The sequence below is a fragment of the Streptococcus sp. S784/96/1 genome (genome assembly GCF_902729355.1).
Taxonomy (GTDB): domain Bacteria; phylum Bacillota; class Bacilli; order Lactobacillales; family Streptococcaceae; genus Streptococcus; species Streptococcus caledonicus.
This window is the reverse complement of the sequence record NZ_CACVCC010000011.1, coordinates 39728-64740: the sequence shown is the minus strand read 5'-3', so window position 1 is coordinate 64740 and position 25013 is coordinate 39728. Positions and strand designations below refer to the sequence as shown.

The window sequence follows — 25013 nt, the reverse complement described above, 5'->3', positions numbered from 1 at the left end:
TTCCAAATCTATGATATAATAGAGTTAATATAACAAAGAAAAGAGAAATGAAATGACATTCAAATCAGGCTTCGTAGCCATTCTTGGTCGTCCAAACGTTGGGAAATCGACCTTTCTAAACCATGTCATGGGGCAGAAAATTGCCATCATGAGTGACAAGGCGCAAACAACGCGCAATAAAATCATGGGTATTTACACGACAGAGACTGAGCAAATTGTCTTCATTGATACCCCAGGGATTCACAAGCCCAAAACGGCGCTTGGCGATTTCATGGTGGAATCTGCCTACTCAACCCTCCGTGAAGTAGAGACAGTTCTCTTTATGGTGCCTGCTGATGAAGCGCGTGGCAAGGGTGATAACATGATTATCGAGCGCTTAAAGGCTGCAAAAATTCCTGTTATCCTTGTGATTAACAAGATTGACAAGGTTCATCCAGACCAATTGCTAGCGCAGATTGATGATTTCCGTAGTCAAATGGACTTCAAAGAAATTATCCCAATCTCAGCTCTTCAAGGCAATAATGTTGAAACATTGATTAAGGTTTTGACAGATAATCTGGAGGAAGGTTTCCAATATTTCCCAGAAGACCAAATCACAGACCACCCAGAACGTTTCCTAGTATCAGAAATGATCCGTGAGAAGATTTTGAAACTCACAGAACAAGAAGTTCCTCACTCAGTTGCTGTTATTGTGGATAGTATGAAACGTGATGAAGAGACTGATAAAGTACATATCCGCGCAACTATCATGGTAGAACGTGATAGCCAAAAAGGTATCATCATTGGTAAGCAAGGTGCCATGCTCAAGAAGATTGGTACAATGGCACGTCGTGATATCGAAATCATGCTTGGTGACAAAGTTTACCTTGAAACTTGGGTCAAAGTCAAGAAAAACTGGCGAGACAAAAAACTCGACCTCGCCGATTTTGGCTACAATGAGAAAGAGTACTAGAAAGGTCCAGTGGACCTTTTTAACTAAGAGAGTGAAGCAACCTACGGATAAGACATTTTAACCTAAACTTGAATTTATGGAGGCATGATGACCATTTTAGTTATTCAAGGCGGGATGGCAGTTGGCAAAACAACAGTCGTCAATGCCATAAAAAAACACTTCCCCTTTATCTCAATTATCAATGAAGATAATCGTGATGTTATTGAAGAGATTAGGAGGCGGAATTTGGATAAAAATCTTTTTGAAGACTATATTAAGATTCAACGACTCTGGCTTCAAAAAGAAATAGAACGTTGGGAAAAAGCAAAGAAGCACCCTTTTGTTTTGATGGATTATGGACCTGAGGAGATTGAGTTTCATACCCTATACTATCCAAACTCTATTGGTAAATCATGGAATGTCGAAAAAGAGCTAGAAACAGAACTAAGTCAGATAAGGCAGTGCGTTCCAGATGGTATCTTATTTTTAGAAGCTTCCATTGATACTCTGAGAGCTCGTAGAAAGAAGGATGCAACACGTCAGAGAGGTTTTTTTGAACATTATACTAAGGAAATGTTACCTTTGAAAAAAGAGTGGCTATTACAAAAAGATAATGTTGACTTTCTTGATGTGGATAATTTGAGTAAAGAAGAAGTTGAAAAAGCCGTACTGACATGGTGTCAACCCTATTTAAAGAAAGGTAATCTATAACATGAACCAAGATTATATTTCCTACATTCGTTCAAAAGTAGGGCACGATAAGATTATTCTCAATTTTGCTGGTGGCATTTTGGCCAACGATGAGGGTAAGGTCCTTATGCAGTTGCGTGGGGATAAGAAAACATGGGCAATTCCCGGTGGCACAATGGAATTGGGAGAGAGTTCATTAGATACAGCTAAACGAGAGTTCCTAGAAGAAACAGGGATTGCAGTAGAAGCGATTCGGTTGCTAAATGTCTACACCAACTTTGAAGAAATCTATCCAAATGGTGACAAGGTGCAGACGATTGTTTTTATCTATGAATTAAAAGCAGTCTCGGAAATAAAAATTGAAAACTTTCAAAATGAAGAAACACTGCGATTGCAATTTTTCTCACGTGATGAAATCGCACAACTCGAATCGGTGTCTGCCAAACACCGCCTCATGTTGGAGGAGTATTTTACTAATAGCTTTGCCTTAGGGCATTGATAACTAGCTAAAAAGTTAGACTCTGCTCGGTTTTTAGTTATCAGATTGAATAACCATTGTCCTTTCAAACCATCGTATCAAAGTCAAGTTTTTACATAGCAATATCCATGTTTTTTAGCATGGATTTTTTTTATACTTAATGTACAAATTAAGAAAGAGGTGTTGACATGGAAGGAATGATTTTATTTTCCTTATCTGTTTTTATTGCAGGGTTACTTTCATTTTTCTCTCCCTGTATTTTCCCCTTACTTCCAGTATATATGGGGATTTTGCTAGACTCTAGTAAAGAAAAAGAGGTGAGTTTTTTGGGGATGACCTTTAACTGGTACAGTCTTACCAAAACTCTCAGCTTTATGTTTGGGTTGTCGTCAGTTTTTCTTATTTTAGGGTTTGGTGCAGCAAGTCTGGGTCAAGTTTTAAATAGTCCAATTTTTCGAATCATTATGGGAGCTATCATGTTGCTCTTAGGATTGCATCAGATGGATTTACTGACAATTGCCTTTTTGCAAAAGCAAAAGAAATTGCAATTTTCCATTCAAGATAAAAAAGGAGCATGGTCTGCCTTTCTATTAGGATTAACCTTTAGTTTTGGTTGGACACCTTGTGTCGGTCCCATTTTAGGGTCTGTTTTAGGGCTTGCGGCTTCTGGTGGTGGTAATTCATTACAAGGAGGACTGTTATTACTGATTTATACTTTAGGATTATCTCTACCATTTTTACTGCTCAGCCTTTCTACAACAGTAGTAATGCGCTATTTTGCCAAACTCAAGCCTCATATGTTACGGATGAAAAAAATGGGCGGAGCACTCATCATTATTATGGGAATCATTCTGATGCTTGGAAAAGTTGATACCATTACAGCATTTTTTGAAACATTATTTTAAACGTATAAAAGGAGAACACACATGAAATCAACAAAAACACTTACAGCAATGGCACTATTACTTATCTCAACAGGTCTATTAACAGCTTGTTCGACAACAAAAAAGATGGAAGATAAAAAAGCTGAGACCACGATGATGGAAAAATCAGATAAAATGATGGATGACAAGAAAATGTCGGAAGATAAAATGATGGACGACGATAAAATGTCAGAAGACAAAATGATGGACGACAAGAAAATGTCAGAAGACAAAATGATGGACGACGAGAAGATGTCAGAAGACAAAATGATGGACGACGAGAAGATGTCAGAAGACAAAATGATGGATGGCAAGAAATAAGCCTTATCATAAAAGAACGACATGACAAGTTAGAAAATCTTGACTCAAAGGAGGAGGAAGAAATGAAGAAATTACAGTTACTAGCAACCGTAGTTGCGTGTGCAGGTGTCATGACTGCCTGCTCGACACAGTCAGGTAAGGGCGACGAAAATGGTGCTAAAATGTCTAAAACAATGGCTACACAGTCAGATAAGTCTCAGAAAACTGTTGCAGAAGGTATGGATTTTCAATTGACCGGTATTGATGGAAAGACTTACCACTTGTCAGATTATAAAGGAAAAAAAGTTTATCTTAAATACTGGGCCTCTTGGTGTCCAATCTGTTTAGCAGGTCTTGAAGAATTAGATCAGCTTGCTAAAGAGGCACCAGAAGATACGGTCATTCTATCAGTGGTATCTCCTGATCATAAGGGAGAACAATCCACAGAAGACTTCAAAAAATGGTACAAGGAACTTGGTTATAAGCATTTACCAGTTCTTCTTGATCCTGATGGCACGCTTATTTCTGAACAAGGTGTAAGGGTTTACCCAACATCCAGTTTTATCAATGAAATGGGAGAATTTGTCAAGACCCAACCCGGTCATTTAGAATCTGATGACATTTTGGAACAATTAGCAAATTTGTAATGCTATCTATAATCAGTGAAGGAGTTATCCCATATGGTACTTAAACAGTTACTTGCCAGTTTAGCACTGGTCATTATCCTTATCCTAGGTTATCTAACGCTTCAGACGAAAGGAAATACGAAAACAATGTCAAAATCAGAGATGACTCTTCCAAAAGTGGAGAAAATGGCTCAAAAAGTAAAACCTGTTGCACCGGAAAATCTGAAAGATATTTATCTAGCAGGAGGGTGTTTCTGGGGCGTTGAAGAATATTTTGCGCGTGTGGATGGTGTGGTTGATGTCACTGTTGGTTATGCGAATGGAAAGAGTGAGACGACCAACTATAAGCTCATTGGCCAAACAGGTCATGCTGAAACGGTTCATGTTCAGTACGATAAGAGTCGCATTTCTTTACGTGATTTATTACTTCATTATTTTCGTATCATCAATCCTACGAGTGTCAATAAGCAGGGCAACGATGTAGGTGCCCAATATCGAACCGGTATTTATTACACCGATGAGCAGGATTTACCAATTATCGAAAAAGCTTTAGCTGAATTGGCTAAGAAGTATGATAAACCCATTGCGATTGAGAAAGAACCTTTGAAACACTATATTTTAGCTGAGGATTACCATCAAGATTATTTAGCAAAAAATCCGAATGGCTATTGTCATATCAACGTGAATGCGGCAGCTTATCCAGTGATTGATGACACCTTATACCATAAGCCTAGTGACGAAGAATTGAAAACCTTATTAAGTGCTGAAGAATATAATGTAACCCAGAAAAATGGGACAGAACGCGCCTTTTCAAATCGTTACTGGGACCAATTTGAATCAGGTATCTATGTTGATGTGGTAACAGGTGAACCCCTCTTTTCATCAAGAGATAAGTTCGAATCAGGTTGTGGGTGGCCAAGTTTTTCTCGCCCGATCAGTCCTGATGTGATGGTTTATAAGGAAGATACGAGTTTTAACATGACACGTACAGAAGTACGTAGCCGTGTGGGTGACTCTCACTTGGGGCATGTCTTTACAGATGGTCCAGAGGACAAGGGAGGTCTTCGCTACTGTATCAACAGCTTGTCTATTCGATTTATTCCTAAAGCAGAAATGGAAAAAAATGGCTACGGTTACTTACTAGACTACGTTGAATAAGTTAAGAGAGTGCTATCTATTAGAAAGGGGTTGAACATTAAACAGCTCCTTTTCTTTATATTATCTTAATAAAACTATGATAAAATAAATTGGTTTAAGAGTTATGGCTAAGATACTTTATGTGAGGTAAAGATGTATTCAATTTTAATTGTAGAAGATGAGTATTTAGTCCGTCAGGGGATTTGTTCACTCATTGATTTCAAGTCTTTTCAGATTGATCGTGTAGTTGAAGCTGAAAATGGACGTAAGGCTTGGGAATTATTTCAAGCGGAGCCTTTTGACATTGTCCTGACAGATATCAACATGCCTAAGATGAATGGGATTCAGTTGGCTCAAGCGATTAAAGAAAAACACCCTTCTTGTCATGTTGTTTTTTTGACTGGTTATAATGAGTTTGATTATGCTTTATCGGCTGTTAAACTTGGAGTGGAGGATTACCTCTTAAAACCCTTTAGTAAAGAAGATGTTGAAAAGATGTTGGTAAGTGTTCTTGAAAAATTACAAGCAGAGCAGAAAAGACATCAAGTAGAGACCTATATTGTTCATGATGAAGCTAGTGATTTGAAAAAACGTATTGAAAAACACTTGGGAGAAAGTGATTTCTCTTTGAAACAGTTAGCGGAAGAGCTGGGCTTTAGCCCTAATCATCTGAGCGTGCGTATCAAAAAAGAATTAGGAATGACTTTTCAAGATTACCTCATTCAAGAGCGTATGCGTCAGGCAAGATTATTATTGCTGACGACAGAATTAAAAATTTATGAAGTGGCAGAGAGTGTTGGTTTTTGGGACATGAATTATTTTTCGCAGCGCTTTAAGCAAGTCGTTGGAGTGACACCTAGACAATTCCGTAAGGGGGAGGGGAAATGAAACGGTTATCCTTAGCCACTCAGTTCTTTGTTTATAGTTTTCTGGTGATGTTGCTTTTGTTAGGGGGTGTTGGAACTTTTTATTATCAGACCAGCTCGTCTGAGATTAGTCGCTTGATTGATCAGAAAACGCAGGATAGCTTGCAGCAGTCGAATCAATTTATCAGCTCCTACTTGGACAAATTAAAGCAAACAACAACTAGCCTCACTCAGAATCATCTGTTGCATCGCTATATCACAACGCCTAATGAGGTTAATAAGGAAAGTCTCTTGTTCCTGATGTCAAGCGTGGTGGCTAGCGACACGGATTTGGTGTCAGCGGTCTTAGTGACTAAGCAAGGAGAGGTTGTGTCAACAGATGATAAGATTGTGATGAAAACCTCTCAGGATATGATGTCAGAGGCCTGGTATCAGGCGGCGATTCATCAAAAAGCCATGCCTGTTTTGACACCTGTTCGTAAGGAAGCCTTATCGAAAGAGGGGGAGCAGTGGGTTATCTCAGTAACGCAAGAAATCGTTGATTCCTCAGGGCAAAATCAAGGGGTATTGCGTCTAGATATCGCCTACAAGAGCTTGGAAGACTATCTGGATCGTCTCAAATTGGGCAAGTCAGGGTTTACCTTCATCATTGATGAGAAGCAGGAATTTGTCTATCACCCCAAACAGTCGGTCTATTCGTCACCTGAGGAAATGTCTGAGATGAAGGCCTATCTTCGCTCAGAAGATGGCAAAACCCAAGGGGAGCGGGTATTGGTTTACCAGCTGTCTATTCCCAACAGTCATTGGACCTTGGTTGGTGTCGCGTCGTTAGATGAATTGTACATGGTGCAGCAGCAAATGCTTTTAACCTTTGTGGTAGCAGGTCTTGTTGCGTTGCTTATCTCAGCTATTGGAAGTGCTTTGGTCATTCGGATTTGGTTGAAACCCATACGAGATTTGCAGGAGGTCATTGTAGCAGTTGGAATGGGATAATTACCAAATTCCTAAATTGATATTGCAACCAATTGTGGAAAATGCGATTTATCACGGTATTAAAGAGGTTGACCGTCAGGGGATGATTAAGATAGCAGTTTCTGATACCGAAGACCATCTCATCGTCAGTATCGAAGATAATGGGAAAGGTTTTGATAACCTGACTAAGTCAGATAGTGATGAGCCTAAAATGAAGCAAGGTGGTGTTGGCTTAAAAAATGTTGACCAGCGCTTACGTTTACAATTTGGAGAAGCCTATCACATGGTGATTGCTTCAGAAAAGGATTGCTTTACACGAATTGAACTCTTTTTACCTAAAATGTCAGTAAAAAATGAGATAATAGGCCATTAGCAGAGTGGCTTAATAATTAATGTTTCTCTGGTAATGAGTATTTCAGTTTGAAAAAATGAAGAGTTAGACAAGATTATCAAAACTGAAAAGTTGGGCTTTGCTCAGCTTTTTTGTTAAAATGATAGTAGCGATTACTCAATGAGAGGAGAACGTATGCCAGAGTTACCAGAAGTAGAGACGGTGCGCCGTGGTTTGGAGCGGTTGATTGTGGGTCGGACGATTACAGCTGTTAAGATTTTGTATTCTCCCATGGTCAAGACAGGTGCCGAAGAGCTTAGCTTATCCTTGTTGGGGTTACAGATTGAGGCGATGCGCCGCCGTGGCAAGTATTTGATTTTTGATTTTGGACAAGCGGTGCTGATTTCTCATTTACGGATGGAAGGGAAGTACTTGGTCTTTTCGGATAAGAGGCAAGTGCCAGAAAACAAGCATTTTCAAGCCTTCTTCACCTTGGATAATGGGGCTGTGCTAGTCTATCAAGATGTTCGTAAGTTTGGGACCATGGAATTACTAGCTAAGGCGGAGGAAGCGGCTTATTTTCAGCAGAAAAAAATCGGTCCTGAGCCGACCAAGGAGGCTTTTAAGCTGAAACCTTTTGAAGAAGCTCTGCGATTATCCCAAAAACTCATCAAACCCTATCTCTTGGAGCAAAGTCTGGTAGCAGGGCTTGGCAATATCTATGTGGATGAGGTGCTCTGGGCGAGCAAGGTTCATCCAGAGCGTGTGGCGAGTAGTTTGAAAAAGGCTGAAATCAAGCGGCTGCATGATGAGACCATACGGATTTTGCAGTTAGGGATTGAAAAGGGCGGCTCGACCATTCGGACCTATCAGAATGCCCTGGGGCTTAATGGAACCATGCAGGAGTATCATCAGGTGTATGGTAAGACAGGCGAGCCTTGTGCCCGTTGTGGCCGTGAGATTGTGAAAATTCAAGTGAGAGGGCGGGGCAGTCATTTCTGTCCAAGGTGTCAGAAGTTATGAAAAAAGTGATTGGTCTGACAGGAGGGATCGCTTCTGGAAAATCAACTGTCTCCGCTTATTTAAGAGAGAAAGGCTATGCAGTGGTTGATGCTGATCAGGTGGTTCGAGACTTGCAGCAAAAAGGGGGCACTCTTTATCAGGTTTTATTGGAGTGGCTTGGAGAAGGGATTTTACAAGCAGATGGTGAGCTGAATCGTTCGGAAATAGGGAAGCAGATTTTTGCTTCTAAGGAAATGTTGGCAGCGTCTGCAGAGCGTCAAAATCCGATCATTAGACAAGCCTTGTGGGAGCAAAAAGAAGCACTTCTAGCGACGGAAGAGGTGGTTATTCTTGATATTCCGCTCTTATTTGAACAAGGGTATGAGAGTTGGTGTGATGAGGTTTGGTTGGTCTGGGTTGACGAACAAACTCAGTTAACCCGCTTGGTGGCGCGAAACGGATATACGGAAGAAGAAGCGAAGCAACGAATCGTGGCGCAAATGCCCTTAGCTGATAAGAAAGAAAAAGCCAGCCACTGGATTGACAATAATGGTGAGCTGGCAGAAACCTTTGCACAGGTAGATGCTTTATTGCGATAGAAGAGGGAGTCAGCTTCCTCTTTTGTCTTGTTTGTTTTGTATGACTTTGCTATAATAATGTTAAAAAGGAGATGATGAGATGAAATTGATTGTTCGGGAATTGCAAAAATCGTTTCAAGAAAAAGAAGTGCTCAAGGGAGTCACTTATATCTTTTCATCGGGAGAGATTACTGGGCTTTTAGGGAGAAATGGTGCTGGAAAGACAACTTTCTTCAATGTGCTTTATGGGGATCTTATGGCTGATGGAGGTGAGCTCTTTCTTGAAGAAAATGGGGTTGAACGTCCGCTACAAGTTGAAGATGTGGGCATGGTGTTTTCGGAAAATTACCTACCAGAATTTTTAACAGGTTACGAATTTATTAAGTTTTACATGGACTTGCATGCTCAGTCTGATAGTCGTTCGGTGGATGATTATTTAGATTTTATGGAGATTAGTCAGGAAGATCGACATCGGATTATCAAAGGGTACTCAGATGGAATGAAAAGTAAGCTATCTTTGCTCTGCATTTTTATTTCAAAACCTAAGGTCATTTTATTAGATGAACCCTTGACAGCAGTTGATGTGGTGTCAAGTATTGCAATTAAGCGCTTTTTATTAGCATTGAAAGATAATCATATCCTCATTTTATCGACGCATATCATGGCTTTGGCAGAAGATTTGTGTGACAAGGTCGTGGTTTTGGACAAAGGTATTTTGATGGCGCTTGACGTTGACAAGAAATATGAGCAATTTGAAGAGAAAGTTTTGGAAGCCTTGCAAGGAGGCACTTATGAAACTTAGTCAGATAATGAGAGTTTTGTTTCAGGTTAGCAATGCCAAGCAGTACAATTCATTGATCCATTTTTTACAAAAGTTAGGTAAAAAGATTCCTAATCGTTGGTACAGAGCCGATGACGTCAAGGTCGTGATGATGATTCTTAAGGGCTTACTGATACCAGTTGACCTCTTTGGCAAGTCAATTATCTACACCTTTTTTTGCCTAGGCTCTGGGTTCGTCTTGAAGGAATTGCTCCCTAAATTTTTGGATTTGGAAAAAGCTTCCGCAGATCACTATTCTTTAACCTTAATGATTATTTTTTCAGTCCTATTTGCCACCATTTTTGAGATGAAATGGGTTGAAAAATCAGATGTGGAATCCAGTCAAGCCATTCGTATTTTTAAGATTCTTCCTAGAAACTATTTACTGGCTCGAGAAGTAATGGTATTTGGGCGGGGATTGATAGCAAGAAGTGTTGTGTTTGGTGTTTATTTTGGGACACTTGGAATGCCTTTTTGGTACGGTTTGACGTTTGCCCTGTTGCTCTCTGGATTGCGTATAGGTGTCAAAGTGATAGGGATTCCTCTTTATGTTTGGAATCACGAAAAAGCTGACAAACTGATGACGAGGGGACAAATTATTGGAGTCTTCGTTGTGGTTGGTCTAGGTGGAGCCTTAGTTTTTCTAGGAGAACAGTTTTCACCTCACATACTTATGGGATTACCTGCTGGGCTAATTGGGTTAGTGATGTGGTTATTTTCTTATCACTATCTTAAAAATCATCCTCAGATTAATCAGCTAACGCGCAGCCTCTTGACCCATGCAGCTCTAAAAGAAAGTGCAACAGCTATTGAAAATATCGAAGCAGCTGCAATGGAAGTCAAGGATAAGGATTTTGAGATTGATCATCAAAAGGTAATCAGAGATGATTTAACAGGAGTTGCTTTTCTCAATGCCATTTTCATGCAACGTCTTGGAAAACACCTCAAAAGAGAAATTAAATGGCGCTTGATTATTATTGGTGGGATAGGTGCTCTGATTTTAATCGTTAAGACGATTTTTGAATCCAATAAACAAGTCATCACAGATGATACATTTTTCTGGCAGAGTTTATTTGTGACAGTGGTGATTGGCTATCTTCTTTATGTGGGGGAATCCTATGTCAAGTTTTGTTTCTATCATCTAGACAGACCGCTTTTAAAATACCATTATTACCGTAGAAAAGATGTGATTCTAGCAACTTTTCTAGAACGGTTTAAAAGCTATCTACGCCATAATTTTCCTATCTTTTTATTGCTGTCGGTCATTTATTGTCTGATTTACATGGCATTTTTTGATTGGAACATAGCAGGGCTTCTGATGATTATTGTTGGGCAAATCCTATCAGTTACCTTTTTTAGTCTGTATTTCCTTTATTTTTATTTTCTGCTTCAGCCTTTTAATGATGGCATGAAATCAAAAAGTAAGTTATATAATATTTTAACGGGAATCATTTATTACGCAGGTTATCAGATCATCCGACTGGCGAATCATATGACATTCCCAATTTTGATGGGGATTTTGTTAGGAATTGCCATTTTTCTTATAGCTGGGTTCTTTGCGGTGCTCCGCTTTGCTCCCAAAACCTTTAAATTAAGGTCTTAAGGAAATTTATAATGTGAAAGTTTGGCTAGTCAAATATCAGAGATGGGAAAATGGGGCGAATACCTGTTTTCTCTCCTACTTTTTTAACCCTATCTCAAATATGTGTTATAATAAAAGAGTTGATACGTAGAAGATAAGGTGTTTGTCTAAACAGATGTGATGACCTATTGACCTTTTCTTGAATAACATTAAGGAAGTAAACGGATGTCTACAGTAACTATTGCTAAAAATGAAACCACAGATGTAGCTTTCCAGCTGGCGATGCTCAATCGTCACGGCCTCATTGCAGGTGCCACAGGAACGGGTAAAACGGTCACGCTAAAAGTCATTGCGGAACAGCTTAGTTTAGCAGGGGTTCCTGTCTTTTTAGCCGATATCAAAGGGGACTTGACCAATCTTGCGAAAGAAGGCGAGGTGACAGAGAAGTTAGCCGCGCGTCTTGATAAACTTGGAATTAGTGACTACGAGCCACAGGCCTTTCCAGTGCGTCTTTGGGATGTCTTTGGGGAACAGGGGCATCCTGTGCGTGCCACCATTTCTGAGATGGGACCGCTCTTGTTGTCTCGTCTACTAGGGCTTAACGATACACAAACTGGCATTTTAAACATCGCTTTTAAGATTGCGGATGAAAAAGGCTGGCTTCTGATTGATTTGAAGGATTTACAGTCTCTTTTACGGGAAATAGCAGAGCATGCCAGTGAGTATTCAGCAGTATATGGGAACATTGCTAAACAGTCTGTAGCAGCTATTCAGCGGAGCTTATTAGTAATAGAGCAAGAAGGTGGTGAGCTTTTCTTTGGCGAACCTGCCTTGGACTTGAAGGACTTTATGAGCCTTGACGAACACGGTCAGGGAGTCATTAACATTCTTAATGCAACCAAGCTTTTCCGAGCCCCAACACTCTATGCGACCTTCCTCTTATGGCTCTTGTCAGAGCTCTATGAAAACCTACCAGAAGTTGGTGACCTTAACAAGCCAAAATTCGTCTTCTTCTTTGATGAAGCTCACCTGCTCTTCAAGGATGCTCCAAAAGTCTTTGTGGAAAAAATTGAACAGATGGTTCGCCTCATTCGCTCCAAAGGTGTGGGAATTTTCTTTATCACCCAAAATCCGATGGATTTGCCAGAAACGGTCTTAGCTCAGCTCGGTAATCGAGTTCAGCACGCTCTTCGTGCCTATACGCCAAAAGAAATCAAAGCCGTTAAAACAGCTGCAGAGACCTTCAGACAAAATCCAGAGCTTGATGTTGTGACGGCTATTACTGAATTACAGGTTGGTGAAGCCTTGATTTCTCTTCTGAATGAAGAGGCTCAGCCAACAGCAGTCGAACGTGCCTTTGTCATGCCACCTAAGAGTAGCTTTGATGTTCTTAGCGCCTTAGAAGTACAGGCTATCGTTGGCAATTCACCATTTGACGAGAAATACCGTGAGATTATTGATCGAGAATCAGCTCACGAACTGTTGGCCAAAAAAATTTTGCAAGAAGCGGAAGCAGCTAAACAAGCTGAAGAGCGTAAGCAATTAGAAAAAGAAAAAGCAGCTTTGGAAAAAGCGAAAGCTAAAACGGCAAGTGGCGGTGGACGTCAACGAAAATCAACGGTTGAAAAAGCAGCGGATGCCTTTTTGACAACAGCCGTTCGTACCATTGGTCGTGAGCTTGTTCGGGGACTTTTTGGAAGTCTTAAAAAACGCAGATAAGAGAAAGTGTGACTATTATCGCCAGTATCAATTGGAAAAACAATATGCGAATTGCCTGGTTAGGCAATTTTCTAACAGGGGCAAGCTATTCACTAGTTATGCCCTTTATGGCGCTTTATGTAGAAGAACTTGGAGCGCCACAAGGAACGGTTGAATTTTACGCTGGATTGGCAGTAGCTCTAGCGGCTCTAGCTTCGGGTGTCTGTGCCCCTATTTGGGGGCGTTTGGCAGATCGTTATGGGCGTAAAATCATGATGGTCAGAGCGGCCTTTGTCATGACCTTTACCATGGGAGGGCTCGCCTTTGTGCCTAATGTTTTTTGGCTTTTGGTCTTAAGGCTGTTAAATGGGATGTTTTCCGGTTATGTGCCTAATGCCAACGCCCTTATTGCATCTCAGGCCCCTAAGGATCAGTCGGGTTATGCTTTAGGAAATTTAGCCACGGGTGTCATTGGCGGGAGCCTGATTGGCCCCATTTTTGGAGGCGTCCTAGCAGAATTTTTGGGAATTCGCAATGTGTTTCTATTAGTGGGTGCTTTACTCTTTATCGTAACCTTGTTAACGGTTTACTACGTCAAGGAGGACTTTACCCCTGTAACAAGGGAGCAACAATTGTCGACCAGACAAGTGTTTCACTCTGTAAAAAATCGGCAAATGTTAGTAGGACTCTTTATTACTAGCATGATTATCCAAATTTCAGCCCAGTCGGTATCACCGATTCTCTCCCTCTATATTCGCTATCTTGGAACGACTGAAAATCTCATGTTTATTTCGGGAACAATCGTGTCTGCCATGGGAGTATCCAGCATGATTTCAAGCGGTCGACTGGGGAAAGTTGGCGATAAAATTGGTAACCATAGGCTGATTTTAGCAGGTCTTTGCTACTGCGGTGTCCTTTATCTATTCTTGGCTCAGGCGGAAAATGCGGTGCAACTCGGCCTGTTGCGTTTTCTTTTCGGTTTTGGAACAGGAGCTTTGATGCCATCAGTCAATGCCTTACTAACTAAAATTACACCAACCGAACACATTTCCACCATTTTTAGTTATAATCAGATGATGACCAATTTTGGTCAAGTCATCGGTCCCTTTGTTGGCTCTACCGTAGCAACTGTATGGGGATTTCGCTGGGTCTTTTATGTAACTGCAGGAATCGTCTTTTTCAACCTTGCCTGGAGTCTAATTAATTTCAGAAAATATCTTAGAAATCGAGAAATCTAGTGCGCGTTAAAATCAATTTAAAATGTCAGGAGTGTGGGAGTAAAAACTACCTGACAAGTAAAAATAAACAAACTCATCCTGAGAAGATTCAGGTGCTGAAATATTGTCCAAAAGAGAGAAAAGTAACCTTACATGTTGAAACCTGAGGAAACTTATGGTAAACTAATAAAGACTATTCTAGGGGGAAACTCATGTATACTACATTACTAACCGTTCTATTAATTTTATCAGTCGTATTGATTTTAGCTATTTTTATGCAACCACAGAAAAATCCAAGTTCAAATGTTTTTGACAGTAGTGGTTCAGAAGCTCTTTTTGAACGTTCAAAACCTCGTGGCTTTGAAGCTTTCATGCAACGTTTGACAGCAGTATTAGTTTTCTTGTGGCTAGCTGATGCTTTAATCTTGGCAATCTTGTCAAGTCGTTAATGATGAAGATAGATAGAAATGGGCTGGTATAACAGTCCATTTTTTACAGTTTTTTTACCCTCATTCACTAATGAAAGGATTATTTAGCTCATTAGAGCTAGACAAGGAAAGCAAGTTTTGGGAATGTGAATTCAATAGATGACTTTATTTGTGCTACTAATCTTATTTCACGAATAGTAGTAAAAATAAGGTCAATGACGAATTGAATCATCACAGCATTACTAAGAAAAATTCCTTGATAATAATGATATGAAAGAACAGATTATAACTTATTTAAAGGAGCAGGGCAGATCAAATGTCAATGATCTTGCTGAAGCTCTTGATATGGCAGGAAGTCAAAAATTTCCTGCCTTGATTAAAGAAATTTCTAAAATGGAGAGCCAAAAGGAACTCCGCTTTTCAGACGATGGGACCATCAGTCTGCGTAAAAAGACAGATAAAAAAGAGCAAATCACTATTCAAGGTACTTTTCGTGCTAATAAGGCAGGTTTTGGTTTCCTTTTTGTCGATGAAAATGAAGACGATATGTTTATCGGAAAAAATGATGTTGGCTATGCCGTTGATGGAGACCAAGTTGAGGTTGTCATTAAAAAGCCATCAGATCGTCTTAAAGGCACAGCGGCAGAAGCGCGTGTTGTTGGGATTATAGAACGCAGTCTCAAAACAGTTGTTGGGAAATTTATTTTAGATGATAAAAAGCCTAAATATGCCGGTTACATCAAGTCTAAAAATCAAAAAATCCAGCAAAAAATTTACATCAAAAAAGAACCTGTGGTATTGGATGGAACTGAAATCATCAAGGTGGATATTGACAAATACCCAATACGAGGTCATGATTACTTTGTAGGGAATGTCCGTGATATTGTGGGCCATCAAGGTGATGTCGGTATTGATGTCCTTGAAGTGTTAGAGTCCATGGATATCGTGTCTGAATTTCCAGAGGATGTTTTGGCGCAAGCTAATAGTATCCCTGAGGCGCCGACTGAAAAAGATTTGATTGGTCGTGTGGATTTAAGAGGAGAAACGACTTTTACCATTGACGGTGCGGATGCTAAGGACCTAGATGATGCGGTGCATATTAAATTACTGGACAATGGGAATTTTGAACTTGGAGTTCATATTGCGGATGTTTCCTATTATGTGACGGAAGGCTCTGCCTTGGACCGTGAAGCGATTACGCGTGGTACATCGGTCTATGTGACTGACCGTGTGGTCCCAATGTTACCAGAACGTTTGTCAAATGGGATCTGTTCCCTTAATCCTAATGTTGACCGCTTGACGCAGTCGGCCTTGATGGAAATTAATCGTCAAGGTAAGGTGGTTAACTATCAAATTTGTCAGTCTGTCATTAAGACCACTTACCGTATGACTTACATCCGTGTTAACGATATGCTTGCCGGTGATGAGGAAGCTCTTGCAGAGTATGAAGCTATTGTTCCGAGTGTTCGTTACATGGCGGAGCTGCATAACATTTTGGAAGAAATGCGTGTCCGCCGTGGTGCCTTAAACTTTGATACTTCTGAGGCTAAAATTATCGTTAATGATAAGGGGATGCCGGTTGATATTGTGGTGCGTCAGCGTGGCATTGCAGAGCGGATGATTGAATCCTTTATGTTAGCCGCAAATGAGTGCGTTGCTGAGCATTTTTCAAAACACCATCTGCCATTTATTTACCGTATTCACGAAGAGCCTAAGGCAGAGAAATTGCAGAAGTTCATTGATTTTGCAAGTGTGATGGGGGCTAAAGTTCAAGGAACGGCTAACAAGATGACTCAAGCTGCCTTACAACAATTCATGGCAAGTTTCGATGGTAAGCCAGGGGCAGAAGTTCTCAATATGATGTTATTGCGCTCTATGCAACAGGCTCGTTATTCTGAACACAATCATGGGCACTACGGGCTTGCGGCAGAATACTATACGCATTTTACGAGCCCGATTCGCCGTTATCCAGATCTTTTAGTACACCGTATGATTCGTGAGTATACTAAAAATGCCTCTCAAGAAGTTCAAGACCATTTTGCTCAAGTTGTTCCAGAATTGGCGACTTCATCTTCAAATCTTGAACGCCGTGCCATTGATGCGGAACGTGTCGTTGAAGCCATGAAAAAAGCTGAATACATGGAGGAGCATGTTGACGAAGAATTTGAAGGGATTATCTCCAGTGTTGTTAAATTCGGCTTGTTTGTGGAATTACCAAACACCATTGAAGGTTTGATTCATGTGACAAGTCTCCCTGAATTTTATCATTACAACGAACGAAACCTCACACTTCAAGGCGAGAAGTCAGGCGTTGTCTTCAAAGTCGGTCAGCCGATTCGTGTCAAATTGGTTAAGGCGGATAAGGAAACTGGTGATATTGATTTTGAGTATCTGCCTAGTGACTATGATGTCGTTGAAAAGACTGCTAAATCTGATAGACATGATCGCCGTGGCGGTCGTTCTAAGGGAAATAGCAGAGCTAATCGTGATGAGAAGCGTAGTACAGAAGAAAAGAGCAACCACTCTCGAGGTGGTTCTGGCAAGCGGAAATCATCTGATAAGCGCAGCCATTCTTCCAAAACAAAATCCAAAAAGGCCCCCCTTTTTTATAAGGAAGCGGTTAAAAAATCAAGTAAGAAAAGGAAAAAATGATGCCCAAAGGACTTTCTGATAACGTTCTTGCGCAAAATAAAAAAGCAAGGCATGATTATAGTATTGTAGATACATTTGAAGCAGGAGTAGTTCTGACAGGAACAGAAATAAAGTCTGTTCGTGCTGCTCGTATCCAGCTTAAAGATGGTTATGCGCAAATCAAAAACGGGGAAGCTTGGTTGGTCAATGTGCATATCTCACCTTTTGAACAGGGAAATATTTGGAACCAAGATCCCACTCGTACCCGCAAGCTACTTCTTAAGAAGAAGGAAATTGCCAGATTGGAAAATGAATTAAAAGGAACAGGTATGACCCTCGTTCCCCTCAAGGTTTATTTAAAAAATGGCTTTGCTAAAATCCTTATCGGATTAGCTAAAGGGAAGCATGACTATGACAAACGCGAGTCTATCAAACGTCGTGACCAAGAACGTGACATTAAGCGCGTCATGAAAAGTGTCAATGCAAGATAAATTGAGTAAACCAACCAAAAGGCTAAGAAAAAATCTCAAAAATAGAAAAGGGCTTAGAATGACGTTGTCAAGAAATGTTGATTTTAAGCCTTTTTCTACTATGTAATTTTATCAGTAAGAGTTAAATCTGAGTTTTACCGGTCTCATTGGCTTTATTTTCATGATTTTGAGTCATCGAATGGCTTATTTCTTAAAAATTAAAAATTTACTAATCACGTAATTGGTGATAACAATTAAGACTTGGCCGATTAAGGCGACAATGGAATCAACAGTATCAATATTGTGATTAACAAACTGACCAATGATTTCAGGAAATTTGTCAACTAAAAAGAAAGAAAGGGAGACATCAATTCCCATAGAGGATAACCTAGCAATAAAAAACTTGATAAGCCTTGCAAGCCATCCTTTTCTTTCTTGAGCAAAAACCCAGATATCATTGAGTGCAAATGCTGCTAAAATAGCTAAACCATTTGCGAAAATAGTTGAGGTAATAACATGATGACTGAGGCTAAAAATTAGTTTTCGGGTTAGAAAATAAAAGATTGTTGTCAAAATACCAGCAATCAGATACTTAAAGAGATCATTTTTTAAAACATTATTAAAATACTTCATGGTATAAGCATATCAAAAATCAATAAAAAATACGATTTATAGAACAATTTGTTTTTAAAGTTACAGAAGTAATACAGGAAATATGATCATCTCGTAATAAAAGTGTCGATCTCCAATAATTGTTTCAGCACCACTCTAACCATTTGAGGATTATCAGATAGAAAATGATAAACTGATGGTGTGCAATATAAAAATATGAAAAGACATACAACTATATGTGGTTAGACAAGGTTTAAATGTTTTTTTGTGCGTTTGTTGTGAACAAAGAGCTTTGATTTGTCAAAGAAATTCAAAGTATGGTATAATAACTTGATGTAAATACTTTTCAATAAAGGAGTTAAATGAAATGAAAAAAGTTTTTACCCTAGTATTTACCTTAGCAACTGTGTTTTTTTTAGTAGCTTGCTCAAAAGGTAAAAACAGTAAACAGGTATCGTCAGAACAAGAAGTGACAACAGCTAGTGAGACAACAACAATAACAGAAACTAAAGAAACTTATAAAAAATCGCAAGAGATAAATGGGGGAAAGCAAGATATTTATATTGATTTAACCTATACAGGAGACACTTATCAATCGCTTGTTCTTCGGTACGAAACGATTTATGAAGGTGAAGCTTTAGCGAATTTTCAAGCTCAAGGACGTGAAGCAGTTGAAGCTAGCTTTAATGAGCATCTTGAGGCTCTAATACCAGGAATTAGTGCGATTAAAGATTTAAAAGGTGTTGACGTCAAATCAACTGTCGATGAGAATTTTGCTTGGAAATTGACAGTCTCGTTAGATCCTAATGTTGTTAATTTTGAAGATCTTGCAACAAAAGGAGATACTTTCGCTTACTTAGCAAAAATAGAAAAGATGCCACCAAGTCAATTGATTGCTGGATTTAGCATTATTGGTTTTGAAAAAGTACCGCAGTAAAGTATAAAAAGCAACGGCAAAGGTTGCTTTTTAATTTGTTTTTATGATAGAATATTCAAGTTGCCTAGCAACCCTTGGTGCTTAGTTCTTCTTTCGCCAAGCATATTACACACGTTGAAAGATCGTCATGTTGGTCTTTGGGACGTTAAAGGAGAAAAAAACATGAAAAACTTAACGATTCGTGACTTTGTCCAAGTCACTCTTGTGGCTGCGCTTTACGTTGTATTGACTGCAACCCCACCCCTCAATGCTATTGCTTCAGGCATGTACCAGTTCCGTATGTCTGAGATGCTGAACTTTCTTGCCTTTTATAATCGCAAGTATATCTGGTCTGTGACGATTGGCTGTATGATTGCTAATGCACCATTTGTTAATCCGATGAGCCTCGGAGCGCCAGATATTTTGATTGGCGGGCTATCAACCCTTATATTTGTCACCCTTGGTGTTATCTTGTTTGATCAATTCAAGAAGAAAGAGGTATTTGGTGGGCAATTTATTCTTGGACACTTGTTCTTTGCTGTCTTCTTTGCAGCAACCATGTTTACCATTGCCTGGGAATTGAAAGCTTTTCTTGGCTTGCCATTTTTATCAACATGGGCATGGCTCTTTCTTGGAGAATTGTCGTCACTCATTTTCGGAGCCTTTATTATCAAAAAGGTCGGTGACCGTATTGATTTGACAAAGTGATTATATTAAAAGAAGTAGCGCGAGCTACTTCTTTTGGGTACGACGGGCATGTCGTATATCTGAGGTGCAAGTCCTCCGTGGGCACCCGCTGAAGGTAGAACCCAATAGCGACTATGCATCCTGACTATCGTGAGGTAGCGGATTAAAACAGTCTGGGGATAGACTGTTTTAAGTCTGACGTTAGAAATTGTGACCGTCAGAGGAAGGGATAGCGAAATCGTGGCTCTACGAACAGAAACGTGATATCATCAAGGCGTATATAGGGGATGAGGAGGCCCAAAACTCTAAAGTCCAAAAAGGTAGTCGTAACCTATGTGCGTCAATCACGAGAGTAAACGAGGAAAGATGTACGACTTATCCCGTGAGGTCTCATGAGCGTCAAAGACGTAATAACAACGACTACTCATGAGAAGTCAGCCGAGACCATAGTAGTGGAGAAACTTCTGTAATGGAAGTGGAGCGAAGGGCGAACAATTAACCGAAGTATACCTACTTCACTTGTGTCTGTAAAATGAACGGTCTGATAGAACTGGATACGGTCACGTATGGACTAGAGGAAAGTTCACTAATATAAGATGTCCCTCAGACACCGAAACAAGAACTGAACCCGCCTACGACACTGTGCGAAAAGATACAGCCTTCCTAGGTGCTTTGGCACCTTCGTCAGTTTGCCTATTTCGCTATGTGTCGCTTAACAGCTTAGTATCTTGTGAAAGGAATACACACATGTCAGAATTACTAGATAACATTCTATCTCGTGAGAATGTGTTAGAAGCCTATAACCAAGTGAAAGCCAATAAAGGCTCAGCTGGAATTGATGGCATTACAGTTGAAGAGATAGACAACTATCTTCGCCAACATTGGCGACCAACCAAGGAACTGATAAAACAGAGGAAGTACAAACCTCAGCCAGTCTTACGAGTAGAAATCCCGAAACCTAATGGGGGAGTCCGTCAGCTCGGTATCCAACAGTAATGGACAGAATGATTCAACAGGCAATCGTTCAGATTATCAGCCTTCTCTGCGAACCTCACTTCTCTGAAACGAGTTATGGCTTCCGACCTAATCGGTCATGCGAAAAAGCCATCATCAAGTTACTGGAGTACCTTAACGATGGCTATGAGTGGATTGTGGATATAGACCTTGAGAAATTCTTCGATCCAGTTCCTCAAGATAGACTGATGTCACTCGTCCATAACATTATTCAAGATGGTGATACAGAATCTCTGAGTCGCAAGTATCTTCATTCGGGTGTAGTCATCAACGGACAACGACATAAAACGTTAATAGGAACCCCACAGGGAGTAAATCTATCTCCTCTCCTATCTAATATCATGCTCAATGAACTGGATGAGGAACTGGAAAAACGAGGCTTTCACTTCGTTCGTTACGCAGATGATTGTGTCATAACTGTTGGGAGTGAGGCGGCAGCTAAACGAGTTATGTATTCAGTTAGTCGCTTTATTGAAAAACGTCTCGGACTGAAAGTCAATATAACTCAGACCAAGATTGTGAGACCAGATAAACTGAAGTATCTTGGCTTTGGCTTCTGGAAGTCATCTGAAGGCTGGAAAAGTCGCCGCATCAAGACAGCATACAGAATTTCAAGAGAAAGCTTAAGCAACTGACCATACGGAAATGGAGCATAGACTTGGATAGTCGTATAGAGAAACTCAATTGGCTTATCCGAGGCTGGATAAACTATTTCTCCATGACAAACATGAAATCTGTTATGAAAAGCATTGATGAACGCTTACGAACACGAATTAGGGTTATCATCTGGAAACAATAGAAGAAGAAATCTAAGAGACTTTGGGGACTTCTTAAATTAGGAGTTCCGAAGTGGATAGCAGATAAAGTATCTGGTTGGGGTGACCGCTATCAATTGGTGGTACAAAAGTCAGTCCTAAAGTCCTAAAACGAGCTATATCCAAACCAGTCCTCATTAAACGTGGACTGGTTTCATGCTTGGATTACTACTTAGAACGACATGTGTTAAAAGTTAATTGAACCGCCGTATGCCGAACGGCACGTACGGTGGTGTGAGAGGGGTAGAGATTAGTCCCTACTCGATTGTTGAAGAAAAAGTTTCTTTTCGACACTTTCCTTAGGTGATGTCGGACATCAGCGACTTCCTTCGGAATTCCATGACTAATATTTGAGTCTATAGTCTCAAATATTCCGAGTGTCAGAAATCTTGATTTGTAGAGATTTCTGACACTTTCATCACGGCGGAAGTATCTTTTGATAGCTCGCTATCACTCGCAAAAATAAATGCTTACTTGCAAAGCTCCAAAGTTTATTTTATTTTGGGACACAGAGTTTGTCTACAATCTGAAAACAGTAGCGCTGGCTACTTCTTTTGGTGTTCAGCAATATAATCGAGTTTTTCCTGTCTGGTTTTGCGTTTTTTAAACAAGGCTTCCGCAGACATGGCAGCTTGTTTGCTTGGAAAGGCTTCTTGATAAAGGAGTTTGACGGGGAGGCGTGATTTGGTGTACTTTGCCCCCTTGCCAGCATTGTGAGCCTTTAGGCGCTTGTCAATATCTGTGGTGTAGCCTGTGTAGAGGGTGCCGTCTGCGCATTCCAAAACATACATGTAAGCCTCTTTTTCAGCTTGTGGCTCAGCCTTTTTGCCAAAATAAATCTCAAAAATCTCATCGGTGTAATCTCCATTTGCCTTGTGGACAAAGAGGGGTGGAAGGATTTTGAGGCCGTCGGTTGAGCCGTCTTTGATGGCTTCGAGGAGAAGCATATTGGCCTCCTTGCCTTCTTTAGGATAGACGAACTGTACTCGCTTGGGCGCTAGGTTATAGCGACGCAAGGTGTCAATGATGTCTAAAAAGCGATCGGGACGATGCACTATAGCGAGACGACCGTTGGATTTGAGGGCGTGGCGAGCGACCTCGCAAATCTCATCCAGATTTGTGGTGATTTCATGGCGGGCAAGGAGATAATGCTCAGAAACATTCTTTTTAGAGGTTTCGGTTGCCTTGAAGTAAGGCGGGTTGCAGAGGATAAGGTCAACTTGACTACGTGGTACATAATCCAGAAGATGTTTCAAATCATCGTTAATCATCGTCACCTGATCTTCTAGCTGATTCAGCTGAATAGAACGCTTTGCCATGTCAGCTAAACGTGGCTGTAATTCAACGAGCTTAATCGGCGCCTTGGTTTTTGTGCTGGCAAAGAGACCCACTGCACCGTTTCCTGAGCAGAGGTCAACGATGAGACCACGGCTAGGGATTTTGGGAAAACGAGATAGCAGAACGCTATCAATAGAGTAGCTGAAAACAACCTTATTTTGAATGATCTTGACATCGGTAGAAAAGAGCTGATCAATACGCTCTCCTGTTTTTAGAATCTCATTAGTCATACTTAACATTATAACAAAAATTTGGTAAAATAGAGTGTTGAATCTTGTTAGGAAAGGAAGCAGCTCGTCGTTTGACAAGCTCTAGATATACAGATGTTTTATGCCTATTTACGTGGATTAGTGATGTTTCTCCTTTGGATTGCCAACGGTAATGCCTACTTCCATAACACGGATAAGATTTTAGATAAGGATGAGAATTACATTCTCGTTGCTCCACATAGGACTTTTTGGGATCCTGTTTACATGGCGTTTGCGGCACGTCCAAAGCAATTTATCTTCATGGCTAAGAAGGAATTATTTACTAATCGCATGTTTGGTTGGTGGATTCGTATGTGTGGAGCTTTTCCTATTGACCGTGATAATCCTGGACAAGAAGCGCTGCGCTATCCTATCAATACCTTGAAAAAGGGTAACCGTAGTCTCGTTATGTTTCCAAGTGGAAGCCGTCATTCCTCGGATGTTAAGGGTGGTGTTGCTGTGATTGCTAAAATGGCTAAGGTCAAAATCATGCCAGCAGCTTACCAAGGTCCTCTGAAATTTAGCAACTTCTTAAAAGGGGAGCGTGTAGATATGAACTTTGGTAACCCTATTGATATCTCAGATATTAAGAAAATGAATGATGAAGGGATTGCAGAAGTTGCAAATCGCATTCAGTCAGAATTTGACCGTTTAGATGCTGAAAATGCTAGCTATTCTAATGGTAAAAAAGTGAACCCTTTGTCCTACCTCATTCGTATCCCAGCTGGGCTTGTAGCGCTTGTTGTGGTACTCTTAACCGTTATCTTTAGTTATCTCGCTAGTTTTGTTTACAAACCTTGGGAGAAGAAAGGATAGCTTGATATTAGTTGAGCAGAAATTTAAATACATTGAAAATCTTCTAATTTTAGGAGATTTTTTTGTATTTTTCGAATTATAAGGTAAGGAGGCTTTTATGCGAGAAAAAAATATCATTATAATTGTTGGTTTGTTGCTTATGGTCATTTTATCTTATTTGATAATGGTGCAGTTGGGGACGATGTTACTGCTACCTTCTCTGACGACCCCTAATGTGGTATTAACAACTTAGGAGGGATTATGGAAACAATCATTGAAAAGGTAAAAGAACATCCGATTCTCTCTGGTGTAGGTGGAGGAGTGCTCATTTTGGTGTGTTTTGTTGGTTTTCTGATGCTGAAACCTAAGGAAGATGCGCCAGCTTTTCCAGTGGTAGAAGAAGTCACGCAAGTAGTAACAGAAAAGCAAGATGAGAGCAACTCAGCTATTTCCCAGGAAAGTGATAAAATCCTTGTGGATGTTAAAGGTGCTGTCGTATCTGAGGGGGTTTACGAACTTGCTCAAGGTGATCGGGTTCGTGATGCTATTGAAATGGCTGGCGGGCTATCTCAGGAAGCGGATAAAAATTCTATTAATTTAGCTCAAAAATTAGAGGATGAAGCCGTCATCTATGTCGCTAAAGTAGGTGAAGTTGAAACATCAGTAGCAATTTCTGTAGTTTCAGGAAATAAAGAAAAGGGTTCTGATAAAGTTAACCTTAATAAAGCTTCCATCTCAGAATTAACAAGTATTTCAGGTATTGGTGAAAAGAGAGCGCAAGATATCATCTCTTATCGTGAAGAGCATGGAAAATTTTCAAGCCTGGATGAATTGACAAATGTATCAGGTATTGGTGCAAAGACCCTAGAAAGATTTAAAATGGAGCTGACTCTTGATTAAGCGACTAC

Annotated in this window: 24 protein-coding genes, 3 pseudogenes and 1 riboswitch; of the genes and pseudogenes, 25 read left to right on the top strand and 2 right to left on the bottom strand. The window is 40.2% G+C overall.

The window, feature by feature from the left end; genetic code table 11:
* Positions 1 to 52: 52 nt before the first annotated feature.
* From era to smpB, 19 genes and pseudogenes are all read left to right on the top strand, one after another.
* Positions 53 to 952 (top strand): GTPase Era, encoded by a 900-nt coding sequence (era, locus tag GZ996_RS05525; RefSeq protein ID WP_162011524.1) that lies wholly within the window; start codon positions 53 to 55, stop codon positions 950 to 952.
* A gap of 87 nt (positions 953 to 1039) precedes the next feature.
* A complete protein-coding gene (locus tag GZ996_RS05520; protein ID WP_202922606.1) occupies positions 1040 to 1642 on the top strand; it encodes an AAA family ATPase in 603 nt (200 codons plus the stop codon).
* 1 nt (position 1643) lies between these two features.
* Complete coding sequence (locus tag GZ996_RS05515; RefSeq protein ID WP_162011522.1) at positions 1644 to 2120, top strand: NUDIX hydrolase; 477 nt, start codon at positions 1644 to 1646, stop codon at positions 2118 to 2120.
* A gap of 167 nt (positions 2121 to 2287) precedes the next feature.
* A complete protein-coding gene (gene ccdA2 / locus GZ996_RS05510; RefSeq protein WP_162011521.1) occupies positions 2288 to 3004 on the top strand; it encodes a thiol-disulfide oxidoreductase-associated membrane protein CcdA2 in 717 nt (238 codons plus the stop codon).
* A gap of 21 nt (positions 3005 to 3025) precedes the next feature.
* Positions 3026 to 3343 (top strand): hypothetical protein, encoded by a 318-nt coding sequence (locus GZ996_RS05505; RefSeq protein WP_202922605.1) that lies wholly within the window; start codon positions 3026 to 3028, stop codon positions 3341 to 3343.
* Between the two features lie 62 nt (positions 3344 to 3405).
* Entirely contained in the window at positions 3406 to 3969 is a 564-nt protein-coding gene (locus GZ996_RS05500; RefSeq protein WP_162011520.1) for a redoxin domain-containing protein, read from the top strand.
* A gap of 201 nt (positions 3970 to 4170) precedes the next feature.
* Positions 4171 to 5106, top strand: a pseudogene (msrB, locus tag GZ996_RS05495) (peptide-methionine (R)-S-oxide reductase MsrB); the annotation flags it as partial.
* 132 nt (positions 5107 to 5238) lie between these two features.
* Positions 5239 to 5973 carry a response regulator transcription factor gene (locus tag GZ996_RS05490; RefSeq protein WP_162011519.1) on the top strand — a complete coding sequence of 245 codons (735 nt, stop codon included), beginning with the start codon at positions 5239 to 5241 and terminating at the stop codon, positions 5971 to 5973.
* Positions 5970 to 7296: pseudogene (locus tag GZ996_RS05485) on the top strand (cache domain-containing sensor histidine kinase). The gene GZ996_RS05490 and the pseudogene GZ996_RS05485 overlap by 4 nt, the downstream one beginning before the upstream one ends.
* A gap of 153 nt (positions 7297 to 7449) precedes the next feature.
* Positions 7450 to 8277 carry a DNA-formamidopyrimidine glycosylase gene (mutM, locus tag GZ996_RS05480; protein ID WP_162011518.1) on the top strand — a complete coding sequence of 276 codons (828 nt, stop codon included), beginning with the start codon at positions 7450 to 7452 and terminating at the stop codon, positions 8275 to 8277.
* A complete protein-coding gene (gene coaE / locus GZ996_RS05475; protein ID WP_162011517.1) occupies positions 8274 to 8855 on the top strand; it encodes a dephospho-CoA kinase in 582 nt (193 codons plus the stop codon). The genes mutM and coaE overlap by 4 nt, the downstream gene beginning before the upstream one ends.
* A gap of 79 nt (positions 8856 to 8934) precedes the next feature.
* Complete coding sequence (locus GZ996_RS05470) at positions 8935 to 9636, top strand: ABC transporter ATP-binding protein (protein ID WP_162011516.1); 702 nt, start codon at positions 8935 to 8937, stop codon at positions 9634 to 9636.
* Entirely contained in the window at positions 9626 to 11257 is a 1632-nt protein-coding gene (locus GZ996_RS05465) for a hypothetical protein (RefSeq protein WP_162011515.1), read from the top strand. The genes GZ996_RS05470 and GZ996_RS05465 overlap by 11 nt, the downstream gene beginning before the upstream one ends.
* Before the next feature lie 204 nt (positions 11258 to 11461).
* Positions 11462 to 12955, top strand: coding sequence for a helicase HerA-like domain-containing protein (locus tag GZ996_RS05460; RefSeq protein WP_162011514.1), 1494 nt, complete (start codon positions 11462 to 11464; stop codon positions 12953 to 12955).
* Between the two features lie 44 nt (positions 12956 to 12999).
* The gene (locus GZ996_RS05455; protein ID WP_161980174.1) at positions 13000 to 14172 is read left to right on the top strand and encodes a multidrug efflux MFS transporter; all 1173 of its coding nucleotides are present in this window, start codon (positions 13000 to 13002) and stop codon (positions 14170 to 14172) included.
* Positions 14172 to 14318: a 50S ribosomal protein L33 gene (rpmG, locus tag GZ996_RS05450; RefSeq protein WP_156806380.1), complete on the top strand. Its 147-nt coding sequence runs from the start codon at positions 14172 to 14174 to the stop codon at positions 14316 to 14318. The genes GZ996_RS05455 and rpmG overlap by 1 nt, the downstream gene beginning before the upstream one ends.
* 45 nt (positions 14319 to 14363) lie before the next feature.
* A complete protein-coding gene (gene secG / locus GZ996_RS05445) occupies positions 14364 to 14600 on the top strand; it encodes a preprotein translocase subunit SecG (protein ID WP_156806379.1) in 237 nt (78 codons plus the stop codon).
* A gap of 249 nt (positions 14601 to 14849) precedes the next feature.
* Positions 14850 to 17231: a ribonuclease R gene (gene rnr / locus GZ996_RS05440; protein ID WP_161979493.1), complete on the top strand. Its 2382-nt coding sequence runs from the start codon at positions 14850 to 14852 to the stop codon at positions 17229 to 17231.
* Positions 17231 to 17701, top strand: a complete 471-nt coding sequence (gene smpB / locus GZ996_RS05435) for an SsrA-binding protein SmpB (RefSeq protein ID WP_161979492.1) — start codon at positions 17231 to 17233, stop codon at positions 17699 to 17701. The genes rnr and smpB overlap by 1 nt, the downstream gene beginning before the upstream one ends.
* 183 nt (positions 17702 to 17884) lie before the next feature.
* Here the strand turns inward: smpB and GZ996_RS05430 are convergent, their stop codons facing one another.
* Positions 17885 to 18313, bottom strand: coding sequence for a GtrA family protein (locus GZ996_RS05430; RefSeq protein WP_162011513.1), 429 nt, complete (start codon positions 18311 to 18313; stop codon positions 17885 to 17887).
* Positions 18314 to 18659: 346 nt separating this feature from the next.
* On the opposite strand from GZ996_RS05430, the gene GZ996_RS05425 reads away from it, so the two are divergent.
* The 3 genes and pseudogenes from GZ996_RS05425 to ltrA all read left to right on the top strand — a co-directional run bounded on the left by GZ996_RS05425 (position 18660) and on the right by ltrA (position 21926).
* Positions 18660 to 19229, top strand: a complete 570-nt coding sequence (locus tag GZ996_RS05425) for a hypothetical protein (protein WP_156806375.1) — start codon at positions 18660 to 18662, stop codon at positions 19227 to 19229.
* A 42-nt stretch (positions 19230 to 19271) separates the two neighbouring features.
* Positions 19272 to 19394: riboswitch (PreQ1 riboswitch) on the top strand.
* Complete coding sequence (locus tag GZ996_RS05420; RefSeq protein ID WP_156806374.1) at positions 19392 to 19916, top strand: QueT transporter family protein; 525 nt, start codon at positions 19392 to 19394, stop codon at positions 19914 to 19916. (Overlaps the previous riboswitch by 3 nt.)
* A 726-nt stretch (positions 19917 to 20642) precedes the next feature.
* A pseudogene (gene ltrA, locus GZ996_RS05415) lies at positions 20643 to 21926 on the top strand (group II intron reverse transcriptase/maturase).
* 343 nt (positions 21927 to 22269) lie between these two features.
* Here the strand turns inward: ltrA and GZ996_RS05410 are convergent.
* Positions 22270 to 23292: a GIY-YIG nuclease family protein gene (locus GZ996_RS05410; protein WP_156806373.1), complete on the bottom strand. Its 1023-nt coding sequence runs from the start codon at positions 23290 to 23292 to the stop codon at positions 22270 to 22272.
* Positions 23293 to 23385: 93 nt separating this feature from the next.
* Here GZ996_RS05410 and GZ996_RS05405 point away from each other — a divergent pair, with 93 nt between their 5' ends.
* The 3 genes from GZ996_RS05405 (at position 23386) to GZ996_RS05400 (ending at position 25005) form a co-directional block, all read left to right on the top strand.
* Positions 23386 to 24126, top strand: a complete 741-nt coding sequence (locus tag GZ996_RS05405) for a lysophospholipid acyltransferase family protein (protein ID WP_156806372.1) — start codon at positions 23386 to 23388, stop codon at positions 24124 to 24126.
* Positions 24127 to 24223: 97 nt separating this feature from the next.
* Complete coding sequence (locus tag GZ996_RS12085; protein WP_274378779.1) at positions 24224 to 24358, top strand: hypothetical protein; 135 nt, start codon at positions 24224 to 24226, stop codon at positions 24356 to 24358.
* An 8-nt stretch (positions 24359 to 24366) separates the two neighbouring features.
* Positions 24367 to 25005 carry a helix-hairpin-helix domain-containing protein gene (locus GZ996_RS05400; RefSeq protein WP_202913567.1) on the top strand — a complete coding sequence of 213 codons (639 nt, stop codon included), beginning with the start codon at positions 24367 to 24369 and terminating at the stop codon, positions 25003 to 25005.
* Positions 25006 to 25013 lie beyond the last annotated feature (8 nt).